The sequence below is a fragment of the Ruminococcus sp. RTP21358st1_G6_RTP21358_211008 genome (assembly GCF_040908885.1).
Classification (GTDB): Bacteria; Bacillota; Clostridia; order Lachnospirales; family Lachnospiraceae; genus Blautia_A; species Blautia_A faecis.
The window spans coordinates 61,318-81,929 of the sequence record NZ_JBDGDM010000014.1; the positions used below are offsets into that span (position 1 = coordinate 61,318).

Below are 20,612 nucleotides of genomic sequence, written 5' to 3' on the forward strand. Positions count from 1 at the left end.
TCTGTCATTCAAAGGTTACTGTTCTCTGGTAACATCAAAACACCTCAAAAAAGAATACTGTACAATGGCATCCTTCTCCACGGTACAGTATCATAAACTTCTACTTTATCAACAACACAGCACTCCGCTTCCCGGACAGCACATTCCGCAAAGCGCATTCGCCAGACAAAGCTTCAGGCACATATCATCCCCTGCCACCGGCATTCCTCCAAACGGTCCCTGCTGTGTCTCATACCAGCTTCCGCCACCTTCCATCCGGTTCAGGAGCATACGGTACTGCTGATTATTCGGCTCCTGGCGCACAGCTTCACGAATATGCTCCAACGCTTTTACATTATTCCCCATTCCCATGTTCGCCATGGAGGAAATATAATACCACTCTCCATTCTTCTGGGAAAGGGAATTCAACACATTCATAGCCTCCTGATAATGTCCGCTCTGAACAAAATTAGCTGCTGCACGTCTGCGCACACTTTCCTCATCTTCGTAAGTGCTCTGGCGCTGCTGTCCTCCAAAGCCGCCAAATCCTCCATATCCATAACTACCGTATCCGCCGGAAGATCCACCACTGCTTCCATACTCGCGTTCTCTCATGATCTGCTCATATGCCTGCTGTACTTCCTTAAACTTCTCTTCTGCCTGATCTTTGTTTGGATTGTTAATATTCGCATCCGGATGGTACTTCCGGCTTAACTTTCTGTATGCCTTCTTTATTTCTTCATCTGTTGCATTTCTGGAAACTCCCAGTACGCTATATGGATCCAACATGTTCTTTCTCCCGTTCTTCCTTGCGTTTCCTGCTCACTTCCTCGAAGCGGCACCACACACCGGAATATAAAATGTTCCGAAGAATATCCCCATATTTAATAATAGGAAGCTTCTCGAATTCTCTGCAGGTTTCTGCCATCATCATCATAAGGATCTGGCGTACTTCCCCTTCAAACCCTTCCATTGTATATTTTTCTGCGAAAGGATTGTAATCTTTATTTTTCACATCTTCTTCCACATCATCATATGCATCCAGAAGATAGATGAATTTGCCAAGATAAAAGCCAATTCTTCGAAGGCTTTTATCCCACTCATCCTGCCTGTAAGCAAGAATCTCCTCCATAATATGCCCAAAAATCCCGGACATTCTGTCTATATCTGTCTCTCCCTGTTTCTCCAAAGCGGAAAGCTCATCCAGAAGTTCGACGATCCGCTTCGCCTTATCTGGATAAAGTTTTAACAGACGGTTATTTTTCCCCTCGAGAAGCCTGGCGTAACCAAGCTTCACATATTTTCTGTCATCGTTCCAGTCATCCAGACATTTATAATAAGTTAAAAGTATATTCATGTCTGCACAGTATTCTGTCATCACATTCTTTCGAACTGGCTGTTTTCTCACAGGATGAAGAATGCATCTGGTAGTGCCCTTGTACGTCTTTGGCTCATAAAGGCCGGAAAGAAGCATGATCACAAAAGTCATATCATAGCTTAATGTAATCTGGCCGGATATCCCGTATTTCTCACGCAGTTCCCTGCAGAGTCCGCAGTAAAAGGTTCTGTACATGTCAAAATCCTTCATCTTGATCTCCGGCTTGTTCATTACAATATATCCAAACATATCAGCGCCTCTTTATAAATTTGGTATGACACTTGGGACATTCAATCTCCACTTTCTTAAATCCGCCTCTGGGAATACGGATTTTCTGACCGCAGCCAGGACAGCTGTAAATATGATAGTCCTTGCGCTGGCTCATCATTCGCTTCTCTTTCTGGAAACGGGCTCTTAGCTTATCCGTCATCTGAAGATACTTCTGATTCTCCTGATAACGTTTGGAAATATTTTTTGAAAAAATCCTGAAATAAGTATAAACAATGGCAGCCATTCCAAACAGATCCAGAAATGCGCCGATTCCACTTCTGGTCCCAGTAAATAAGGTGAGCACAATAGCAGCCAGTGCTACTCCCATAGTGAATCTTGCGAACTGATCTACTCCGTTTCGTCCCTGCATAAATCTCATAAATTTTTCTTTCAATAAAATACCTTCTTTCTTGTGAACTTATCTTCCTGAAATAAGTTTCTGTCTCTCTTATGTTATTATATTATTTCCCTATTCCTGATTCTGTACATTCACTATTACGGTTCACAAAACAACCAACAATCATTCCGTCTATTCCTATCTGTCGCTGCAGACCTGGAAAATATAAAATTTCAGATAATAAGATTCATCAGCAGACCATAAGATCGGATGATCTGGTGCCTGGGTGCGATATTCTACCTGACGGAGACGTTTATGCACATTCCTGGCTGCCTGACCGATGGTCTGGGTAAAAAGCTGGTAATCCATAAAATGTGAACAGGAACAGGTTGCAAGGAAGCCGCCGTCTTTCACCAGTTTCATGGCACGAAGATTGATCTCACGATAGCCTTTCACTGCATTCTTAACAGAACTTCTTGACTTGGTAAATGCAGGTGGATCCAGAATTACCACGTCATATTTCTCGCCTTTCTCTTCCAGTTTCGGAAGAAGATCAAATACGTCCTCACAGATAAATTTTACAGAATCAGAAAGTCCGTTTAAAGCTGCATTGGCTGTAGCCTGATCAACTGCAAGCTGTGAAGCATCCACACCAGTTACTTCTTTCGCTCCTGCATATCCTGCATTTAAAGCAAAAGAACCAGTATGGGTAAAACAGTCCAGAACTCTGGCATTCCTGCAAAGCTTCTGGATTGCCAGACGATTGTATTTCTGATCCAGGAAAAATCCTGTCTTCTGACCGTCTTTTACATCCACCTGATATTTTACACCATTTTCTACAATTTCAACCAAAGTAGGGAACTCTTCACCAATAAAGCCCTTATATGGCTCCATTCCCTCCTGCTTACGTACTTTCACATCACTTCTCTCGTAAACGCCGCAGATCCGGATACCATCCTCTGCCAGAACTTTCTTCAGAAGTTCCACCAGCATCTCTTTATAACGGTCGATTCCAAGTGCAAGGGACTGTACCACCAGCACATCAGAAAACTTGTCCACAATAAAACCCGGCAGAAAATCTGCCTCTCCGAAGATCACGCGACAGCTTGAAGTATCCGTTACTTTCTTACGATACTCCCATGCATCCCGCACTCTTTTCTCAAAAAATTCCTCATCGATCACAGTATTCTCATCTCTTGAAAGAAGACGTACCACAATCCTGGAATTCGTATTGATAAATCCTCTTCCCAGAGGATATCCGTCAAAATCATGAACCAGTACAATATCTCCATTTACAAAGCTTCCCATAATAGAAGCTACTTCATTATCAAAAATCCACATTCCGCCGGATTTCAAAAGACGTCCTTCTCCCTTTTTCAGGGTTACTACTGCCAGACTCATAGCACTACTCCTTTGCTTTTGCGATTTAGGTAACATTGTAGCACACAATTTCTCAATTTGCCAGTGTTTCCAGGGGTTCTGAGAAAAAGTCATAAAAATTTCACTAATCTTAAAATTTTATAAACTGCCAGCCATTCATCTTCTTTTTTTAACAGACATCTCAGTCTCATTAACAACACAAAAAAAACTCCGGACTGCCTGAACTCGCTTCCTATCGTCAGATTCTAAATCTGACTTTCAATGGCGGTACACGGTTCAGACATTCCAGAGCTTTCACTTATCTCATATTCTGACTTTTCCAGAAGGTTATTTTCTTCTTATTTCGCATTCGCTGCAGCTACATGTACGTGAATCAGATTTGCCTTAATAAGAGCCGGACGAACTGCATTGTAAATAATCACAACCAGGATTGTAGATACAATTGCATTTACAAATGTAGCACCGGCGCTTAATTTCGCAAGGATGCTCGCTACTTCCTGGGGCTGACCAAGAATGTACTGTTTATAGAAATAGCCAACGATGGGATCTGCGATCACATTAAAAGCAAGACCTGCAATAGAAGCGATCAGACTCCATTTGAATACGTATTTCTTGTCGTTCGTCTCATTGATCTTTGCAATCTTGTGGGCTACAAGGCCTGTTATAAGACCGATGCAAAGCTTCAGTACAAAGGTCTTGGGTGCTCCTGTAATATAAACCGGATCCATAAGGTCTGCGATAGTCATTCCAATAGAACCTGCAAGACCGCCGTACCAACCGCCAAGAAGCAGAGCTCCAAGCACGCAGAAGGTATTTCCGATGTGAAGAGAAGTAGCATCTCCACCCGGTACCGGAATCTTAATCTGCAAAAATGTAAAAGATACATAGCAAAGTGCTGCAAGAAGTGCAGTCTCTGCAAGTTTCATAATGGTAGAATTCTGTTTGTTCATAGGTTTCTCTCTCTTTCCCGGAAACCTGGTACATATTGAAAAAACATTCTGCAAGATGTGCCTCACAAGTTGCAGGAATGATTTCTCAAACAAGCTCCAATGTTTCCTGTTTAATCACTGCTTTTTATACTGCAGTATCTAATTAGCACTTATCATAGCGAGATACTGGTATGTCTTCAATAGACAGTTTTGATTATTTTTAAGAGGACAGTTATTTTCTGCAAAAAAAGGTACAGTCCCCAATATCCCACTGGATATCAGTTTCTGTACCTTTTCCACCAGCAGACATGTCATCTCCTGGAGCATCAACACATACTATTCAACAGTATTCTTCCGAATTCAGGTCTGTTATTCTTCGTAGGACTCTTCATCAATAGTCTCGTCATAAGACTCATCGCCTACTTCATCTGTAGCACTTTCATCTGTTGTCACATTTTCAGAGCCGTCAGCTGAATCACTGGATTCTGAACTCTCACCATAAAGTTTCTCAAAGAACTTCATAGTATCTTTATACAGGGTATCTTTATCATCAGAAGATACTGCATCGCCAAGAACATCAATATCCTCAGAAGACTCACCATCATCGATCACATCAATGCCGAAAAGTTTCTTCATCTCTTTATCCAGCATATTCAGTTCTGGTGTAATGTATTTCTCAGTTCCATCCTCCTGATAGGAAACAGCACCATTTCCAAGGATACCAAGGTATTTCTGAAGAACCTTGATGGAAAGCTTGTTGGCTGTGTCGGAATCAAGTGTTACAGTAACTGCAGCATCATCTCCCATTACTTCGTAAAGAGCATCCTCATCACCGCTGTACTCTCCTTGACAGAAGGTCTTCGCTTTTTCAAATTTCGCTTTCGCATCATCGCCAAGGAAATCTGTATTCAGCTGGGATATATCTGTGATCTCTGCGGAAGAATCACTGCCATCACCAGTATCTGTTCCGCCAACTTCACTGATGTCACCATCAGCTGACTCATCTGTACTTCCATCTGTGTTCTCGCTGGAATCATCAGAAGCCGGAAATTCTTCCCAGGATTCTTCACCGGATTCGTCTGCAGCTCCAGTCTCCTCAGCAAGTCCCGGATCCTCTGTAGAACTCTCGATAACATTGTCACCAAGAGCACTCTGGTCTACATTATCCACAATACTGTCCTCATCATCTGATGAATCACTGCTCTCCTCTGCCTTTCCTGTTACATTGTCATTTACACGCTCCAGAGTTTCCTGCATCTCAGAGTAATCATAGTCCTGCTGGGAAATCTGCTGAAGCAGGTTTACGATGGTATTAATCTCATCATCTGTAAGAGTTACATTGTTATTATTGGAGATATTTACAACAATATTGTAGATATCATCTGCATTCTGAACATTGTCTGCAATAACCTGCATTTTCGCCTGGTTGATAACAGTGGTAGCGTCATTCTTTCCTACAGAATCAGCAAGATTACCTGTAACTACCATCTCCTCAGTAGCAAGCTTCTTCTTGGTCTCATCAAGTTTCTGTCCACTGGCAGTCTCATATGCCATCTGGATACCGGTCAGTGCTCCTGTACCGGATACTTCAAACGGGCAGGCAGCAACAACCTCACAGTTGGTAACACCAGATGTGGAAAGGGAACTTGCGATCATATTGCAGGTAACCCAGTTCAAATTGGCGGTACGAACCTTGATACCACCGGATGTGGTAGGCTTCACATAAGCACAGCTCACTGTTCTTGTACCAATCTGCTCCAGCGGAACATAGGAACTTAAGTGATCCCTCTCATCCTGATTGGTAACGTAGATAATCTGTGCCTGGCTGGAATCTACTTTAAAATATTTCAGCATGGTGTTCTTCTGCTCATCTGAAAGATCTGCGCCAAGTGTAACAACCTTCATAGCATCTGCCATAGCCGGTACCGTGGGAACCAAGCTTCCCATAACCATTGATGCGCTGCAGAGCAGCGTAGCTAATAATTTACCTTTCTTCATAACTTTTCCTCCAACTTTCTGTCTGGGTTATAATCTGATCTGTAATGAAAGCCTCATACTCTGTAACAGCTTCCATGCACTGCACTTCTGTCTTTGCAGTTGTTTCATTTAGTACACTTATTATAACATACTTCTTATAGTTTTTGTAATTTTAATTGTTAATTCTCTCTTTGAACATGAAAATATGTTTTGGTAAAAAAATTATTATATCAGCAGCTTTTCCAGAGCCTGTTACCGTGCAGGCTGTAAACAGTAATCCAGAACCTCCTGCACGGTCTTAACTGGTGTAATCTCAAGCTTCTCTTTTACCTCATCGGCCACATCATCAAGATCATCCATATTCTCATATGGAATAAACACATGCTTTACGCCAGCTCTTTGGGCAGCCATCAGCTTCTCCGGCAATCCGCCAATAGGCATAACACCGCCGCGAAGGGAAACTTCTCCTGTCATTGCTATTTCTGCTGGTGCAGGCTTTCCTGTCACCAGAGAGGATAATGCAGTTACCAGCGTGATGCCTGCTGATGGGCCATCCTTGGGAACTGCTCCTGCCGGCACATGGATGTGAAGATCATTTTCCTTGAATTTATCTGCAAATTCCGGATAGAGGGACTTCACAAGAGTAATGGCAATCTGGGCGGACTCTTTCATCACATCTCCAAGCTGTCCGGTAATGATCACCTTTCCATCGCCTTTTGTAAAAGAAGTTTCGATAAAAAGGATTTCTCCACCAGCACTGGTCCAGGCAAGACCGGTTACAACTCCAGGCACTGGGTTTTCCAGAATCTTCTCATGATGAATTCCATGTCCCAAAAATTCTGCTACACGCTTCTCACTTACCGTAATGCTCTTCTGCTCACCCTTTACCAGCTTCACAGCTGCATATCTGCATAACACATCCATCTGCTTCTTCAGTCCGCGGACACCAGCCTCCGCTGTATACTCTTCAATAATGCGGCGGATTGCCTCATCTGTCACCTTCAGATTCTGGGCTTTGATTCCCATGCTCTTCATTGCTTTCGGCAAAAGATGACGTCTCGCGATCTGAAACTTCTCTACTGCAGTATATCCAGGAAACTGGATTACTTCCATACGATTGAGCAATGGCTCAGGAATGGTATCGGTGGAATTGGCTGTACACACAAAAAGCACATTGGAAAGATCATAAGGAACATTCATATAATGGTCTGTAAAGCTTCCGTTCTGCTCCGGATCCAGCACTTCCAGAAGAGCACTTGCCGGATCACCGCCGTAATCTTTGGCGAGCTTGTCCACCTCATCCAGTACCATAACCGGATTTGCAGCTCCGCTTCTCTTCATTCCTTCCATAATCCTGCCTGGCATAGCACCTATGTAGGTTCTTCTGTGTCCTCGAATTTCCGCTTCATCACGGATTCCACCAAGACTGATACGCACGTATTTACGGTGAAGCGCACGGGCAATACTCTGTCCGATACTGGTTTTTCCAGTTCCAGGCGCACCTACAAACAATAAAATGGAACCAGACTGTTTCTTATTAAGAGCCATAACAGCAAGCTGCTGGATAATTCGCTCTTTTACTTTTTTCAACCCATAATGGTCTTCATTCAGGATTTCTTCTGCCTCGTTCAAATCAATTTCAGCAGGTTCCTCTGTCTTCCAGGAAAGACTTGTGGCAAAATCCAGATAATCGTACAGCATGCCATACTCATGGCTGTCTTTTCCTTCCTGCTTCATGCGGTTCAGCACCTTTTCAGCTTCTTTGCGTGCTTCCTCATTCATGCCGGATTCCTGGATTTTCTTCTGGAAACGGCGCACATCAGAAATATTCTCCGGATGCATTTCGTCCAACTGCTGCTGAAGAAATTCGATCTGCTTCCGGATAGCGGACTCCCGGTAAACTTTCTCATTGGAGTTCTTCTGCGCAGTCTCAGCTTCCTCACTGACACGGAAAATCTCCATCAGCTCATAGACAGCCTCTTCCATCAGATGCATGCGTTCTTTCCTGGAATCCACCTCGATCATATGGTATTTTTCTTCCCAGGAAAGGCTCATGTAACCAGCCAGGGCACTGACGGCTTCCGGATAGCTTTTCCAATGGTAGATCATGCTGCGTACCCAGACGCCCCACTGAAAGCCTTTTGCAAAATCCATCAGTTCTTTCTTGATCTTATCAAATTTCTCCTTTTCTTCTTCCGGGGAGATATCCTGGATATCCGGAAGATCTACCGCTTCTGCCTGAACCATGCCGTCAGTATATTCTACATGAGTCACCTGCACTCTTCTTCTGGTAGTAATCTTGACGCTGCCTTCCTCGTCTATATTCTCAATGATTCCCATCACGCCCACTGGAAAAATATTTTCCATGGAAATTTCCTCTGGGGCTATTTCTTTCTTCTGTAAAACGAAGAGAATTTCTTCTCCGATATTCTGTTCTTTAATTCTGCCTTCCGGAAACATATCTTTTTTAAAGAAAAATGTAACTTCCGGTAAAAGAAGAAGTTCATAAACTGGTATTGTAATCATACATGTTTCCTCCTTGTATTGTTAGCACTCTTTTAATATGAGTGCCAGATTTATTCTATAGAAAATGGCGAACTCATATGAATTCGCCATCTGAATCTATGATAGTTCATTATAGCACTAAATTAAAATTTTGCAATAAGAATCGAACATTCTTTCTGGAACATGGTAGTTTTTTGAAACATTTATTTCGAAACGAGAGCTAATTTTGCATTCTGATCTGTTCCCCTTTTATGGGCGCATAGGTATAAAGCTTCTCACCATCCAAATCCGCCTTGTACATATCCACAGCACTGATCTGGTGATTGTCGTAAGTATTATAATAATAGATTCCCTTATCTGTATTACAGCAGGAAGTATATAGCGTAATCTCATACTTGTCTTCTCCCAGCTTGCAGCAGCCCCTCTGCTGGTCTACGCTGCCAAGAATGTGGAAAAACTGGCTTACGCTTTCTTCTTCTGAATCCCCGGACAGAGAGTTCATTTTTACAAAGGCCACCCTCACAAATCTTGACTGTGAGGAGAGATCTCCCGGCAGTCCCATGCCACCCATTCCCCGGCTGTACTGATTCAGCTTCAGATTTTCTGAAAACGTGTTACTGCGGTTTTCCACAGCCAGCTGCATATAATTGTTCAGATTAAACATCTGATAGTTAAAGGGCGGATTGTTTGTGAGGACACCTACTGGATTATCATATATTTTCATTCCCTCTTCCAACGACTCCAGGGTAATACATTCCTCTTTGTCCGCAATAATCCAGTGCAGCTGCGCAACTGGCAGATCAGGAAGAAATGGGGTGTCAATCAGGTTCATATTCTTAAGAAGCTGGCGTGCTTCTTTCACTGTAGCACATTTTCCCAGAATCCATGGGATCAGTTCGAACTGAGTGATATTGTCTTTCCCCTCTACAGGCTTCTTGTAGCTGGCATTTCCAACGAAATTAAGGCCGGCGATTCCAAGACCTTTCTCATTGACCGCATCATAATACAGAGGATAGTTCTCCATAACACATGCCATTCCGATCATGGCATAATGATTTTTCAGCTGACCGCCTTCTCTTAAGTCAAATACATAATTTCTAGGCGTGATCACTACCTGGTCTCCATAGGAAATCTCATAATCCAGAGTTCTTCCAAAATAGAAATCCTTTGTTTTATAGGTTGCTGCTGTACACATATTCTGTTCCTCCATTCATCAGAGACTGTTTAAAAGTCAGTTCTGTATTACTGTTCACTGGTAACGTTCTGTAATCTGCATATTCCAAAAAGTTCCCAAGGCGTTGTATTTTCCAGTCTGTCATGTTATTATTTATAAAAATTGTGCATGAACGGTTCATCATTAGTGTTATATATTGTAGCACAAACTGTGAAAATTTAAACTCTTTTTTCCCGATTTCACACTTTTTTAAGAAAGGAACTTACCATGAATAAATCTATTGCAGTCGCAGGTACCGGATATGTAGGGCTTTCTATTTCTGTACTGCTGGCTCAGCATAATCATGTTGTTGCAGTTGACATAATTCCGGAGAAGATTGCTTTGATAAACCAGAAGAAATCTCCAATCCAAGATGAATATATCGAAAAATACCTGTCGGAAAAGGAACTGGATCTTACGGCCACCTCAGACGGAGAATCCGCCTACGCAGAGGCTGATTTTGTGGTAGTGGCCACCCCCACCAACTATGACAGCAGGAAAAATCATTTCGACACTTCCGCTGTTGAAGCTGTACTAAGCCTGGTCACAAGGGTGAATCCTGCTGCCACAATTGTGATCAAATCTACGATTCCTGTAGGCTACACAGAATCTATCCGAAAGAAGCTTCACAATAACAATATTATTTTCAGCCCGGAATTTCTCCGAGAGTCCAAGGCCCTGTACGACAATCTTTACCCAAGCAGGATCATTGTCTCCTGTGATGAACACACCAGAGAAGCAGCTCATACTTTTGCAGCACTTCTTCAGGAGGGTGCTCTTAAAGAAAATATCGACACCTTGTTCATGGGATATACGGAAGCAGAAGCTGTAAAACTTTTTGCCAACACCTATCTGGCACTTCGTGTTTCCTATTTTAATGAGCTGGATACTTACGCGGAAATGAAGGGGCTGAACACCCGCGATATTATCAATGGAGTCTGTCTGGATCCCCGGATCGGAACTCATTACAATAATCCTTCCTTTGGCTACGGCGGCTACTGCCTGCCTAAGGACACCAAACAGCTTCTTGCCAATTACAACGACGTTCCTCAGAATATGATGTCCGCAATCGTGGAAAGCAACCGTACCCGAAAGGATTTTATTGCTGATCAGGTACTGCAAAAAGCCGGCTATTACAACTACAATGAGGACAACCTTTATCAGTCAAGCCTGGAAAAAGAAGTGGTTATCGGCGTCTACCGCCTCACTATGAAGAGTAATTCCGATAATTTCCGGCAAAGCAGCATTCAGGGTGTTATGAAACGGATCAAGGCAAAAGGCGCCACTGTCATCATCTATGAGCCCAATTTGGAAAACGGTTCCACATTTTTTGGCAGCAAGGTTGTAAATAATCTGGAAGAGTTTAAAGAAAAAAGCCTGTGTATTCTGGCGAACCGTTATGACAAGGTCCTGGACGATGTGAAGAAAAAGGTTTATACAAGGGATCTGTTTTCCAGGGATTAAGAAACGAAAGCGTGTCTAAAAAAGGCTTCCGCAAGATGTACATCACAATTTGTGGGAGATTTTGCCCGGATGAGGGCGCCGCAGCGGGCTGCGTAGGTCGAATTCGAGCAAAATATACCGCAATCTGCACCATACAAAAACAGGCAGGAAACATAGCGATCAAGAGAGCAATAGCTCCGTTTAATCACTGTGTTTCCTGCCTGTTGTCTATGAAATCCGTTTTTTATTCACCATACTGGCAATTGCTCTCTTTCAATTGCCGGATGACTTTATCCTGAAATAGTGATTATAAGCATCCAGCACATCCTTACGTCCTCTCACGCGAATGGGAACCCGTTCTCCATTTCGGAGTAAAAACTCCTCTTCTACATCTGTAATGTGATCCATATTTACCAGAAAGCTTTGGTGGCAACGCAAAAAACGGGGATCCTCTATCTTTTTCTCAAGATTCCCAAGTTTTTCCGCAGTTTCAAGCACCGAACCATCCAGCATATGTAAGGTTACTGTATGGCGGTCACTTTCCAGGTATAAAATTTCATCCACGAAAGGATAACGATACTGTCTTCTGCATTTCACTGAAATCCGCCTGCGAAGCTCAGACTTCAGCAGTCTGTTTAAAATTGCTGTGGTCTGCTTCTCTTCTGCAGGTTTCAGAAGATAGCCGGATGCTTCTACCTCATAACTTTCAAGCGCAAAATCAGGTGAAGCAGTCAGAAATACAATAGGCGCTTTTACTCCCAGGTCACGCAGCTTCCGTGCCGTGTCCATTCCATTCAGATCGCCCATATAAATATCAAGAAAAATCAGATCTGGCCATATATAGCCCTCTTCAATGTCTGCAAGGAGGCTCTCTCCAGATTCATATTCCTGGATCTGCGCCTCCCTGCCATTTGTCTGAAAGTACACCATCAACTGACGCTTCAGCACAAAACGCTCAACTTCCACGTCGTCACATATGGCAATTCTGTTTACCAAAGCTCTCCCAAAGCCTCCTTGTACTTGACTAGTTTATTATAACACAACGTTCCCTCTCGGGGAGAAATCTGCATAATCGTCACGTTTCAGAGCATAATCCTCAATTACCTGCACTCCCCACTTTGTGGGATCTTTCAAGGCTTGCAAAGATCCTTCACAACCTCTCCGGCAATGATCAGTCCTGCAACAGACGGCACAAATGCTACGCTTCCCGGAATATCACGACGCTCTGTACATTTGTGCTTGGCACCTGGCGGGCAGATACAGTGGGTTCTGCAGCTGATGGACATATCCTCTATCGGTCTTGTAGGGATTTCCTCGGAATAAACCACTTTCAGCTTACGGACGCCACGTTTCTTCAGTTCGCGGCGCATAACCTTGGCAAGAGGGCAGACCTTAGTCTTATAAATGTCCGCAACTTTAAACTGGCTTGCATCCAGTTTGTTTCCGGCACCCATAGAACTGATGATCGGAACCCCTTTCTCCTTCGCCTTCATGACAAGGGAGATTTTTGCAGTAACGGTATCTACTGCATCTACAATATAATCATATTCTTCAAATGGAAAATCGTCTGCATTCTCCGGCAGAAAAAAACACTTATGTGTCTCCACCTTCACGTCCGGATTGATTTCCAGCATACGCTCTTTCATAACATCCGTCTTGTATTTTCCCACTGTTTTTCGCGTTGCTATGATCTGGCGGTTCAGATTCGTAAGGCATACCTTGTCGTCATCGATCAGGTCAAAAGCACCTACCCCGCTTCTCACCAACGCCTCACACACATATCCGCCAACACCGCCGATTCCAAATACTGCCACTCTGGCACCGGCAAGCTTCTTCATCCCCTCTTCTCCAAGAAGAAGCTGGGTTCTTGAAAACTGATTTAACATAAATTTTTCTCTCCTCAATGAAAGACAGGCAACAGACTTTCAAACAGACATTTCTCTTTCAATAAGAAAACTGCGGTCTGTTCTATCTTCACATAAAAAGCCTGGGAAGCTTATCCACCCAGACTTTTGTCCACATTACCTTTCGGAAATATTTTATAATGACTGTGTTTTTCTGTCAATTATTTTTTCGCCTACACATAAATAAATTACAGCGTTCCTGTTCACTCCGTTCGCAGTATCATTACAGCCATTTTTTCAAAACATCACTCAGCTTATTCATATCCAGCGGCTTTGCGATATGTCCGTTCATACCTGTATTTTTTGCCAGCTGTACATCTTCTGCAAAAGCATTGGCAGTCATGGCAACAATTGGCAGTTCTCCTTTTTCACCGGGGAGGCTTCTAATTGCTGCGGTTGCCTGATAACCATTCAGAACAGGCATTTGGATATCCATAAAAATAAGGTCATACCGGTCTTTTGGAGAAACCTCCACTTTTTCAACTGCAATTTTTCCATTTTCGGCTGTCTCAACTTCTGCCCCTGTCATCTGCAGGATTTCCACTGCAATTTCTCTGTTTAACTCATTATCCTCGACCAGCAGAATCCTTTTTCCTGTGTAATCTGCTTCTGACAGATTCTCCAGATAATTCCTTGCTGTTTTTTCTTTTTTGTCAGAAACAAACTGCCGCAGTGTAGCGGTCAGCCTGGAACGGAATAACGGTTTTGCAATAAAAGCATCTACACCTGCTGCCTTTGCATCTTCTTCAATCTCGCTGAACTCATAAGATGTCAGTACAATGATGGTAATCTCCTTCCCTATCCGTTTCCGAATCTGTCTGGCAGTTTCTATGCCATCCATATCCGGCATCTTCCAGTCCAAAATAACAGCAAAGTAATCATTTTTTAACTCATGACGTGCATAGCAGCGCTCAACGGCTTCTCTGCCGGAGAGGACCCATTCGCCTGTAATTCCAATCTCCTTCAATGTCGCAACTGTACTTTCACAGCATGTCTTATCATCATCCACAACCAGAACCGGCAAATTCATCAGATTTTCATCCTTTTCTTTCTCTTTTTCCTGAAGTTCAAGATAAATTGTTACCGTAATTTTAGTTCCCTTGTGTAAGGTGCTGTCCACTTTAATATTACCATTCATCAGATTTACAATATTTCTGCTGATTGCCATTCCCAGACCAGTTCCCTGAACTCTGGTTGTCCGATGGTCATCTGCGCGGCTGAAGGGATCAAACATGATTTTCTGGAATTCCGGCGACATACCGATTCCATTATCCTCAATCGTGAATTCATAGCATCCAAGCTCCGAAAATCCATTTGGCTTTTCCTCTATGGAAAAAGTAATATTCCCGCCATCCGGTGTATACTTGATCGCATTACTCATCAGATTCACAAATACCTGCTGAATCCTCAGACTGTCACCGCAGACATCCTCATGTTCAATATGATTAATGTGTATATCAAAATTATGTTTATGTTCATCAAGCACCGGTCGCGTAAGTGTAATAAGATTATCCACCAACTCTGACAGATTGAAATCTTCCTGTGCCAGTGTCATTTTTCCACTTTCAATACGTGCCATATCCAGCACTTCATTGATCAACCCAAGCAGATGACGGCTTGATTCTGTAATCTTGCTGAGACATTCAATAACTCTGTCCTGACTCTCAATATTTGCTCCGGCGATTGCTGTCAGACCCACAATGGCATTCATCGGTGTTCGGATATCATGGGACATATTGGAAAGGAATTCTGTTTTTGCACGATTTGCATTTTCTGCGGACCGGTAAGCCTCTTTCAGTGCCTGACGGGATTCAATCTCTGCTTTCTTCTCCTGTGTCACATCCATGGATGCCAGCAATACCTTTTCCAGCTTTCCATTCTTCCATTCCAAGGGAATATAAGAAGCGATTTTATAAGTCTTTTCATCCAGGCTGCAATACTCAAACTTATAAATATCATTTTCGCTTTTCAGATTTTCCCGGATATTTTCCGGGGCTATCAGAATATCTATAGCTTCCAACGGTTCCAGTGTCTTATACTTTTCAAGAACCTGCATCTGAAAATCATGATAGAAGCCCAGAGGTTTATATATCATCTGTCCATTCAGATTGTAGAATTCATATCTGTCATTTTCCAGATCACAGACAACAAAACGGTCAACCAGACGCACTATGCTCTGAATCAGCTGCTCCATGGAAGCATTATCCGCTGCCATCTGCAGATGCCGTGCGCTCTCTACCTTTGCCTCCGTAATATCCCGCAGAAAAATCATGGCATATTCTGAATCCTCTATCTCGCCACGTATGATCACATTACGGACCCATCGTTCTTCTCCCTTCAGAGTGATTCGGCACTCCAAAGACAATTCGGTTTCCAGACCCTTCAGTTTTTCCGCAATATAGCCACGATCATAAAAAGCGGATACTGCCTTCTTATCTGTTTCCACAACATAGGAATCCACAAAATGCCGGATCAGTTCATCCCATGTATGACTCTGTTCAAAAACAGTCATCAGGGACGGTTCAACCTTAAAGGTATCAAATGTGTTTGCCTCCAGGTTAACATAATATTCGCACAGATCTGTTTTCGTAAAGGCACGGTGGAAAGCAGCTGACTTTTGTGCCTGCATAATTTCTTTTTTTTCCGCATCAATATTAATAAAAATCCCGGCAATCCTGCTGGCAGAACCATCCAGCCGGCGTATTACTTCTGCTGATGCCCGAAACCACTGGTACTGATGATCCTTCATTCTCATACGGTACTCTACCTGGTATTTTACCTGATTCGTCTTATCCGCAATTGCCGCCTGAAGCTGCATCATTACTCTTTCTTTATCCTGTGGATGCAGAAGATCTGACCAGGATTCCAGTTTATTCGGAAAATCCAGAGTATCATGATAGCCAAGCATTTTTCGGAACTCATGGCTCCAGTTTGCATTCACAATCTCACTGTTTTCGTCACAGTCAAAATACCAGAAGCCGGAACAGATAGCCTCATTGATCAGTGCCAGATTTACATGATCCCAGTTGACCTGTACGGACATAATCCAGATCTGTCTGCCTGCTTCATCTGTCGCATCCTCTTTATAAAGCCGTACATTATTCACTGTACCGTCCGCTGTAAGGATCTGCGCTTCCCCGGCTCCGTGGATCTGCAAAAAACGGTCTCGATCCAATATACTTATATCCTTGCCGTAAAAAAAATTCTTCAATGAGCCTTTTGTCTGCTTCATAAAAGAATCGAACGTATGTCCTATACTATGTAGCAGCAGATTACTCACAGACAGAATAGACAGATTTTGGTCATAATATCCGGTCAACATACCTACCCCGCCATTATTTTCCAGTGTTTTCTGTATTGCCTGTGATAAATCCTGTGTTTGTCCAGGTACCGTCTTGTTTAAAGAATATATTTTATCCTCATAATTTTCCTTATATAACATTTTATAAAAACCCTCACTCTGTTTGATGCGTGTTTGAAAAAGGCTTTCTGCAAAATGTGGCGCGCAGATTGTAGGAATGCTTTTTCAACCACGCTCCAGAACATGCTCCGGCAAGTTCTCGTACATATTTTGGCATATAAAAAGGACACCTGACAAACATCCTGCCAGTGTCCCTGCTACATCTTTTTAAACTCACACATCCATATACATATAGTATAAAAGGTATCGGAATCGCTTCCGTTCTCACGTCTTTTCTATATATGGAAACAGCAGCAACCGGCTGACATGGTCAGACTTTCTGACTTTAGCCCCTTCTGGCTTTGCGTCCCTGCCTTTCAGCAAGTTTGCCTTTAAATAATTCCCATTTTTCATCAAAAATAAAATACCATGAAGTTTCCGGTGCGTCAATAATATTTTGATAGAAAATCTGTGTTTATGAACCATTCGCAAAGTCGAAGATGTCTCGCACAATCGTTACTCTGTCTTTGTCATATTCCCCGAAGTTCTGAATCATGCAGCAGCCACCACCAACAACTACATATAAACGCATCAGCTCCGGATTGTATTCCCTTTCTCTCAGCTTATGAAAGATTTCTCTTGTGTAATCACTGGCAGCCTTACGGATTACAGCCAAATACTTTTCTCCGATGTCTGCTGTCCCGGCACGGATCACCTGTTCAATCTATAGAATATCCAGACGGATGTGGAGTCTAAAAAAAACTTCACGCAACTGACCGCCCGATGACCACACCCTTGTTTCTGCTTCGCTGCGTACAGCTCGGAATCTCCAGCCGGGATCTGGATCTTCTTACGATTGGGATGGTGAACGACATGTACGCAGAAAGCAGCAATGATGAGTACAAAGGCTATGCGCAGATCGCTACGCAGAGGGATTTTGATGCATTTTAGCAAATTTATGTGCCTTATATAATGACAGTGTATTGACATTAGACGCGCATTTGAGTATACTATACTTGAATGGAGGTGTTCTGTATGGCAACAACTAATTTAAATATTCGTACAGAGAAGGCAATCAAGGATCAGGCGGAGGAAATCTTCAATGAGCTTGGTCTGAATATGACAACTGCTGTAAATATGTTCCTGAGAACCGCTATCCGTGAGCATGGTATTCCTTTTGAATTAAAACTGGAAGTACCGAATGATACGACAGCCGCTGCCATTGAGGATGGCAGAAAAATGATGAAGGATCCTTCTGCTCCGCGTTATTCCAGTATGGATGCGCTTAAGGCAGCTCTCGACGTATGAAATACGACATTCAGTTTACCAATCAGTTTAAAAAGGATTTGAAGCTTGCCAAAAAGCAAAATAAAAATCTTGATAAGCTGTTTGAGGTAATCGATATTCTGGCGAATGGCGGTACGCTGGATGCAAAATACAGGGATCATGACCTTACAGGAAACTATAAAGGCACGCGTGAGTGTCACATCGAACCGGACTGGTTGCTCATTTATGAGATTCAGAACAACGTTTTAGTACTCATGCTTTACAGGCTTGGTACGCACTCAGAACTATTCAAAAAATAGATTTAAAAAACAGAATAGCAATTCAGAAAGCATCTATCAGAAATGGTAGGTGCTTTTCTTATGCCCAAATCCAGGAAAGGAGGTGCGCTATGGCGGGAAGTAGAATCAAGGGTATCACGGTCGAGATCGGTGGCGATACTACCAAGCTTCAGAGTGCCTTAAAGGGTGTCAATTCAGAAATCAAGAATACGCAGTCACAACTTAAGGATGTCGAAAAGCTCCTGAAATATGATGCTCTTCAGAGGGAGATCATCGAAACGGAAGAATATCTCAAAAAGCTGTAAGCGCAGGCCAATCAGTCTGCCACTGCTGTGCAGAAGATTGCTACTGCTGGTGAAAACCTGAAGTCTGCAGGCGATAAGGTTTCCTCCACCGGCGAAAAGCTCCTTCCTGCCTCTGCTGCAGTTACAGCTCTTGGCGTTGCTGCTGTAAAAACAGACTCCGATTTTGATTCTTCTATGAGCCAGGTAGCCGCCGTGTCTGGTGCAACCGGAGATGATTTCGATAAGCTCCGTGCAAAGGCTCATGAGATGGGTGCGAAAACCAAGTTCTCAGCATCCGAGGCTGCGGATGCTATGAACTACATGGCGATGGCCGGATGGAAAACCTCCGACATGCTGGATGGTATCGAAGGTATCATGAACCTTGCTGCGGCATCTGGTGAGGACCTCGCCACCACATCGGATATCGTAACCGATGCACTGACTGCATTTGGTCTGACAGCCAAAGATTCTGGGCATTTCGCAGATATCCTTGCAGCGGCAAGCTCTAACGCAAATACAAAGGCAATGGATGATTGACGACTGCGAAGCCGAAAACATCGACATGATTATCACCAAGTCCATCAGCCGATTTGCCAGAAACACGCTGGACTGCCTGAAATACATCCGCCAGCTGAAAGATAAGAACATTCCCGTCTTCTTTGAAAAGGAAGCCATCAATACAATGGATGCCAAGGGTGAGGTTCTGATTACGATTATGGCTTTCCTTGCGCAGCAGGAATCATAATCCCTCAGCCAGAATGTGAAGCTGGGACTCCAGTTTCGCTACCAGAATGGCCAGGTACAGGTAAATCACAATCACTTCCTCGGCTACACCAAGGATGCAGATGGGAATCTCATCATCGATCCGGAACAGGCAGAGGTGGTAAAGCGCATCTACCGGGAATACCTGGAGGGTATTTTCTACATCCACAAACCAGAATTGTCTTAACACTGTGCTGTTTCTCTTTTCTTCCAACATATGAATCCATACATGTCATTAAGAAAAAATATCAAGAAATTTACAACCACTGGAATATACCCCGGGTCCTTAATTGATGCCAGTATCCATAAGATAATCAGCACGATGTCATTCGATGCATATCCCAAAGCATAATAGGAAGACCGTAACATAGTGAGTGATGCAGCAAAAAAACTTGTTACTACCGAAATGGTACTAAATATCAGATTCGGCGTGTTAAGTTTTTTTAGTAATATATAAAATGCAATTGTCACTGCCACATTGCAAAGAACAAGAACTCCTGCTCCTTTTCTTGTAATTTTTCGTATTTCTACTGTTCCATCACTACTGTTTCTCGCATTTTTCAGCCATGTCACAATCGACCAAACAGACATCGGAAGTGACATAAATAAGTAAGTAAACATCTCTCCCCAGTAGCGAAAACGGTATGATATTATCGCATACTGGATGCAGAAAATCGTCATCAATATCGGTGCCCATACATTTCCCTGTGCGGCAAATATCAGTGAAGTTACACCAATACAAGTTGCAGTAAGTGTCAAAGCATCTACTCTTCCTGCCATAATATTCGACATAACAACAATAGCAATAGACACGAACCAAAGTGCCCATTCTCTTTTGGTCATTCTTTTAAATGGATTATTCATTTTTCTAATTCCCTTCATACGTTGATTTGAGACAACAGGAAATTAGATATATTTTATACCTGTTGTCTCTTAAAATTGGATACCCTTTATATGCTTCTCTTGCGAAGCAATGGCACCCTTCTGCATATGAAGGATTGCATAATTACTTTCGTGAAATTGATAATATCCAAAAAACATAATTTTATCCTCTATAACGCTCTGACAAATCGCGATTCACCGAATTTTCCCTTGCCATCTAATCCACTGCCTCAAATCGTGACATCTAATCCGAGGTTACAACCTGACACACATTTTGCAGTAGATATGTTTCCATATAAAACAACCGAGCTTTTTCAGGAGTTAGGCTTGATATGCCCCTTGTCAAGTAGACAGGTGAAATATCTAAAGGTAATCGAGTAGGAGGCGGTGACTAACCGCCGTCC

Annotated in this window: 18 protein-coding genes, 3 pseudogenes and 1 riboswitch; of the genes and pseudogenes, 8 read left to right on the top strand and 13 right to left on the bottom strand. The window is 42.9% G+C overall.

What is annotated here, in order from left to right; all coding sequences use genetic code 11:
* Nucleotides 1–108 precede the first annotated feature (108 nt).
* The 8 genes from AB5Z12_RS07780 to bsh all read right to left on the bottom strand — a co-directional run bounded on the left by AB5Z12_RS07780 (nt 109) and on the right by bsh (nt 9,950).
* Nucleotides 109–768: a J domain-containing protein gene (locus tag AB5Z12_RS07780; RefSeq protein ID WP_173734861.1), complete on the bottom strand. Its 660-nt coding sequence runs from the start codon at nt 766–768 to the stop codon at nt 109–111.
* Nucleotides 752–1,606 carry a DUF5685 family protein gene (locus AB5Z12_RS07785; RefSeq protein ID WP_173734860.1) on the bottom strand — a complete coding sequence of 285 codons (855 nt, stop codon included), beginning with the start codon at nt 1,604–1,606 and terminating at the stop codon, nt 752–754. The genes AB5Z12_RS07780 and AB5Z12_RS07785 overlap by 17 nt, the downstream gene beginning before the upstream one ends.
* A gap of 1 nt (nt 1,607) precedes the next feature.
* Nucleotides 1,608–2,006, bottom strand: coding sequence for a hypothetical protein (locus tag AB5Z12_RS07790; protein WP_331479166.1), 399 nt, complete (start codon nt 2,004–2,006; stop codon nt 1,608–1,610).
* Between the two features lie 156 nt (nt 2,007–2,162).
* A complete protein-coding gene (locus AB5Z12_RS07795) occupies nt 2,163–3,365 on the bottom strand; it encodes a class I SAM-dependent rRNA methyltransferase (RefSeq protein WP_148461162.1) in 1,203 nt (400 codons plus the stop codon).
* 317 nt (nt 3,366–3,682) lie between these two features.
* On the bottom strand, nt 3,683–4,294 hold the full coding sequence (locus tag AB5Z12_RS07800; protein ID WP_173734859.1) for an ECF transporter S component: 612 nt from the start codon (nt 4,292–4,294) through the stop codon (nt 3,683–3,685).
* Nucleotides 4,295–4,642: 348 nt separating this feature from the next.
* On the bottom strand, nt 4,643–6,271 hold the full coding sequence (locus AB5Z12_RS07805) for a DUF1002 domain-containing protein (RefSeq protein ID WP_195991539.1): 1,629 nt from the start codon (nt 6,269–6,271) through the stop codon (nt 4,643–4,645).
* Between the two features lie 231 nt (nt 6,272–6,502).
* A complete protein-coding gene (gene lon / locus AB5Z12_RS07810; RefSeq protein WP_173773182.1) occupies nt 6,503–8,776 on the bottom strand; it encodes an endopeptidase La in 2,274 nt (757 codons plus the stop codon).
* Nucleotides 8,777–8,975: 199 nt separating this feature from the next.
* Complete coding sequence (bsh, locus tag AB5Z12_RS07815; protein WP_226836518.1) at nt 8,976–9,950, bottom strand: choloylglycine hydrolase; 975 nt, start codon at nt 9,948–9,950, stop codon at nt 8,976–8,978.
* A 246-nt stretch (nt 9,951–10,196) separates the two neighbouring features.
* Between bsh and AB5Z12_RS07820 the strand changes: the two genes are divergently transcribed.
* A complete protein-coding gene (locus AB5Z12_RS07820; RefSeq protein ID WP_148461157.1) occupies nt 10,197–11,432 on the top strand; it encodes a nucleotide sugar dehydrogenase in 1,236 nt (411 codons plus the stop codon).
* An 11-nt stretch (nt 11,433–11,443) separates the two neighbouring features.
* The gene (locus AB5Z12_RS07825; protein ID WP_334284952.1) at nt 11,444–11,710 is read left to right on the top strand and encodes a DUF6783 domain-containing protein; all 267 of its coding nucleotides are present in this window, start codon (nt 11,444–11,446) and stop codon (nt 11,708–11,710) included.
* Here AB5Z12_RS07825 and AB5Z12_RS07830 read toward each other — a convergent pair.
* From AB5Z12_RS07830 to AB5Z12_RS07840, 3 genes are all read right to left on the bottom strand, one after another.
* Nucleotides 11,685–12,407, bottom strand: coding sequence for a LytTR family DNA-binding domain-containing protein (locus AB5Z12_RS07830; protein WP_226815623.1), 723 nt, complete (start codon nt 12,405–12,407; stop codon nt 11,685–11,687). The genes AB5Z12_RS07825 and AB5Z12_RS07830 overlap by 26 nt on opposite strands.
* Before the next feature lie 134 nt (nt 12,408–12,541).
* Entirely contained in the window at nt 12,542–13,297 is a 756-nt protein-coding gene (locus AB5Z12_RS07835; protein ID WP_148461155.1) for a ThiF family adenylyltransferase, read from the bottom strand.
* 241 nt (nt 13,298–13,538) lie between these two features.
* Nucleotides 13,539–16,526 carry a response regulator gene (locus AB5Z12_RS07840; protein WP_368368596.1) on the bottom strand — a complete coding sequence of 996 codons (2,988 nt, stop codon included), beginning with the start codon at nt 16,524–16,526 and terminating at the stop codon, nt 13,539–13,541.
* 286 nt (nt 16,527–16,812) lie between these two features.
* Between AB5Z12_RS07840 and AB5Z12_RS07845 the strand changes: the two are divergent.
* Nucleotides 16,813–16,947: pseudogene (locus AB5Z12_RS07845) on the top strand (DUF6783 domain-containing protein); the annotation flags it as partial.
* A 78-nt stretch (nt 16,948–17,025) separates the two neighbouring features.
* A riboswitch (cyclic di-GMP riboswitch) is annotated at nt 17,026–17,116 on the bottom strand.
* Nucleotides 17,117–17,190: 74 nt separating this feature from the next.
* On the opposite strand, the gene AB5Z12_RS07850 reads toward AB5Z12_RS07845, so the two are convergent.
* Nucleotides 17,191–17,391 (bottom strand): hypothetical protein, encoded by a 201-nt coding sequence (locus AB5Z12_RS07850; protein ID WP_226815622.1) that lies wholly within the window; start codon nt 17,389–17,391, stop codon nt 17,191–17,193.
* A 107-nt stretch (nt 17,392–17,498) separates the two neighbouring features.
* Here AB5Z12_RS07850 and AB5Z12_RS07855 point away from each other — a divergent pair, with 107 nt between their 5' ends.
* From AB5Z12_RS07855 to AB5Z12_RS07875, 5 genes and pseudogenes are all read left to right on the top strand, one after another.
* Nucleotides 17,499–17,666 carry a hypothetical protein gene (locus AB5Z12_RS07855; RefSeq protein WP_173716616.1) on the top strand — a complete coding sequence of 56 codons (168 nt, stop codon included), beginning with the start codon at nt 17,499–17,501 and terminating at the stop codon, nt 17,664–17,666.
* A gap of 84 nt (nt 17,667–17,750) precedes the next feature.
* Nucleotides 17,751–18,023 carry a type II toxin-antitoxin system RelB/DinJ family antitoxin gene (locus tag AB5Z12_RS07860; RefSeq protein WP_118578232.1) on the top strand — a complete coding sequence of 91 codons (273 nt, stop codon included), beginning with the start codon at nt 17,751–17,753 and terminating at the stop codon, nt 18,021–18,023.
* The gene (locus AB5Z12_RS07865) at nt 18,020–18,301 is read left to right on the top strand and encodes a type II toxin-antitoxin system YafQ family toxin (protein ID WP_148461153.1); all 282 of its coding nucleotides are present in this window, start codon (nt 18,020–18,022) and stop codon (nt 18,299–18,301) included. The genes AB5Z12_RS07860 and AB5Z12_RS07865 overlap by 4 nt, the downstream gene beginning before the upstream one ends.
* Before the next feature lie 89 nt (nt 18,302–18,390).
* Nucleotides 18,391–19,083: pseudogene (locus AB5Z12_RS07870) on the top strand (phage tail tape measure protein); the annotation flags it as partial.
* A 34-nt stretch (nt 19,084–19,117) separates the two neighbouring features.
* Nucleotides 19,118–19,480: pseudogene (locus AB5Z12_RS07875) on the top strand (recombinase family protein); the annotation flags it as partial.
* 29 nt (nt 19,481–19,509) lie between these two features.
* Here AB5Z12_RS07875 and pnuC read toward each other — a convergent pair.
* Complete coding sequence (gene pnuC / locus AB5Z12_RS07880) at nt 19,510–20,190, bottom strand: nicotinamide riboside transporter PnuC (protein ID WP_148461152.1); 681 nt, start codon at nt 20,188–20,190, stop codon at nt 19,510–19,512.
* Nucleotides 20,191–20,612 lie beyond the last annotated feature (422 nt).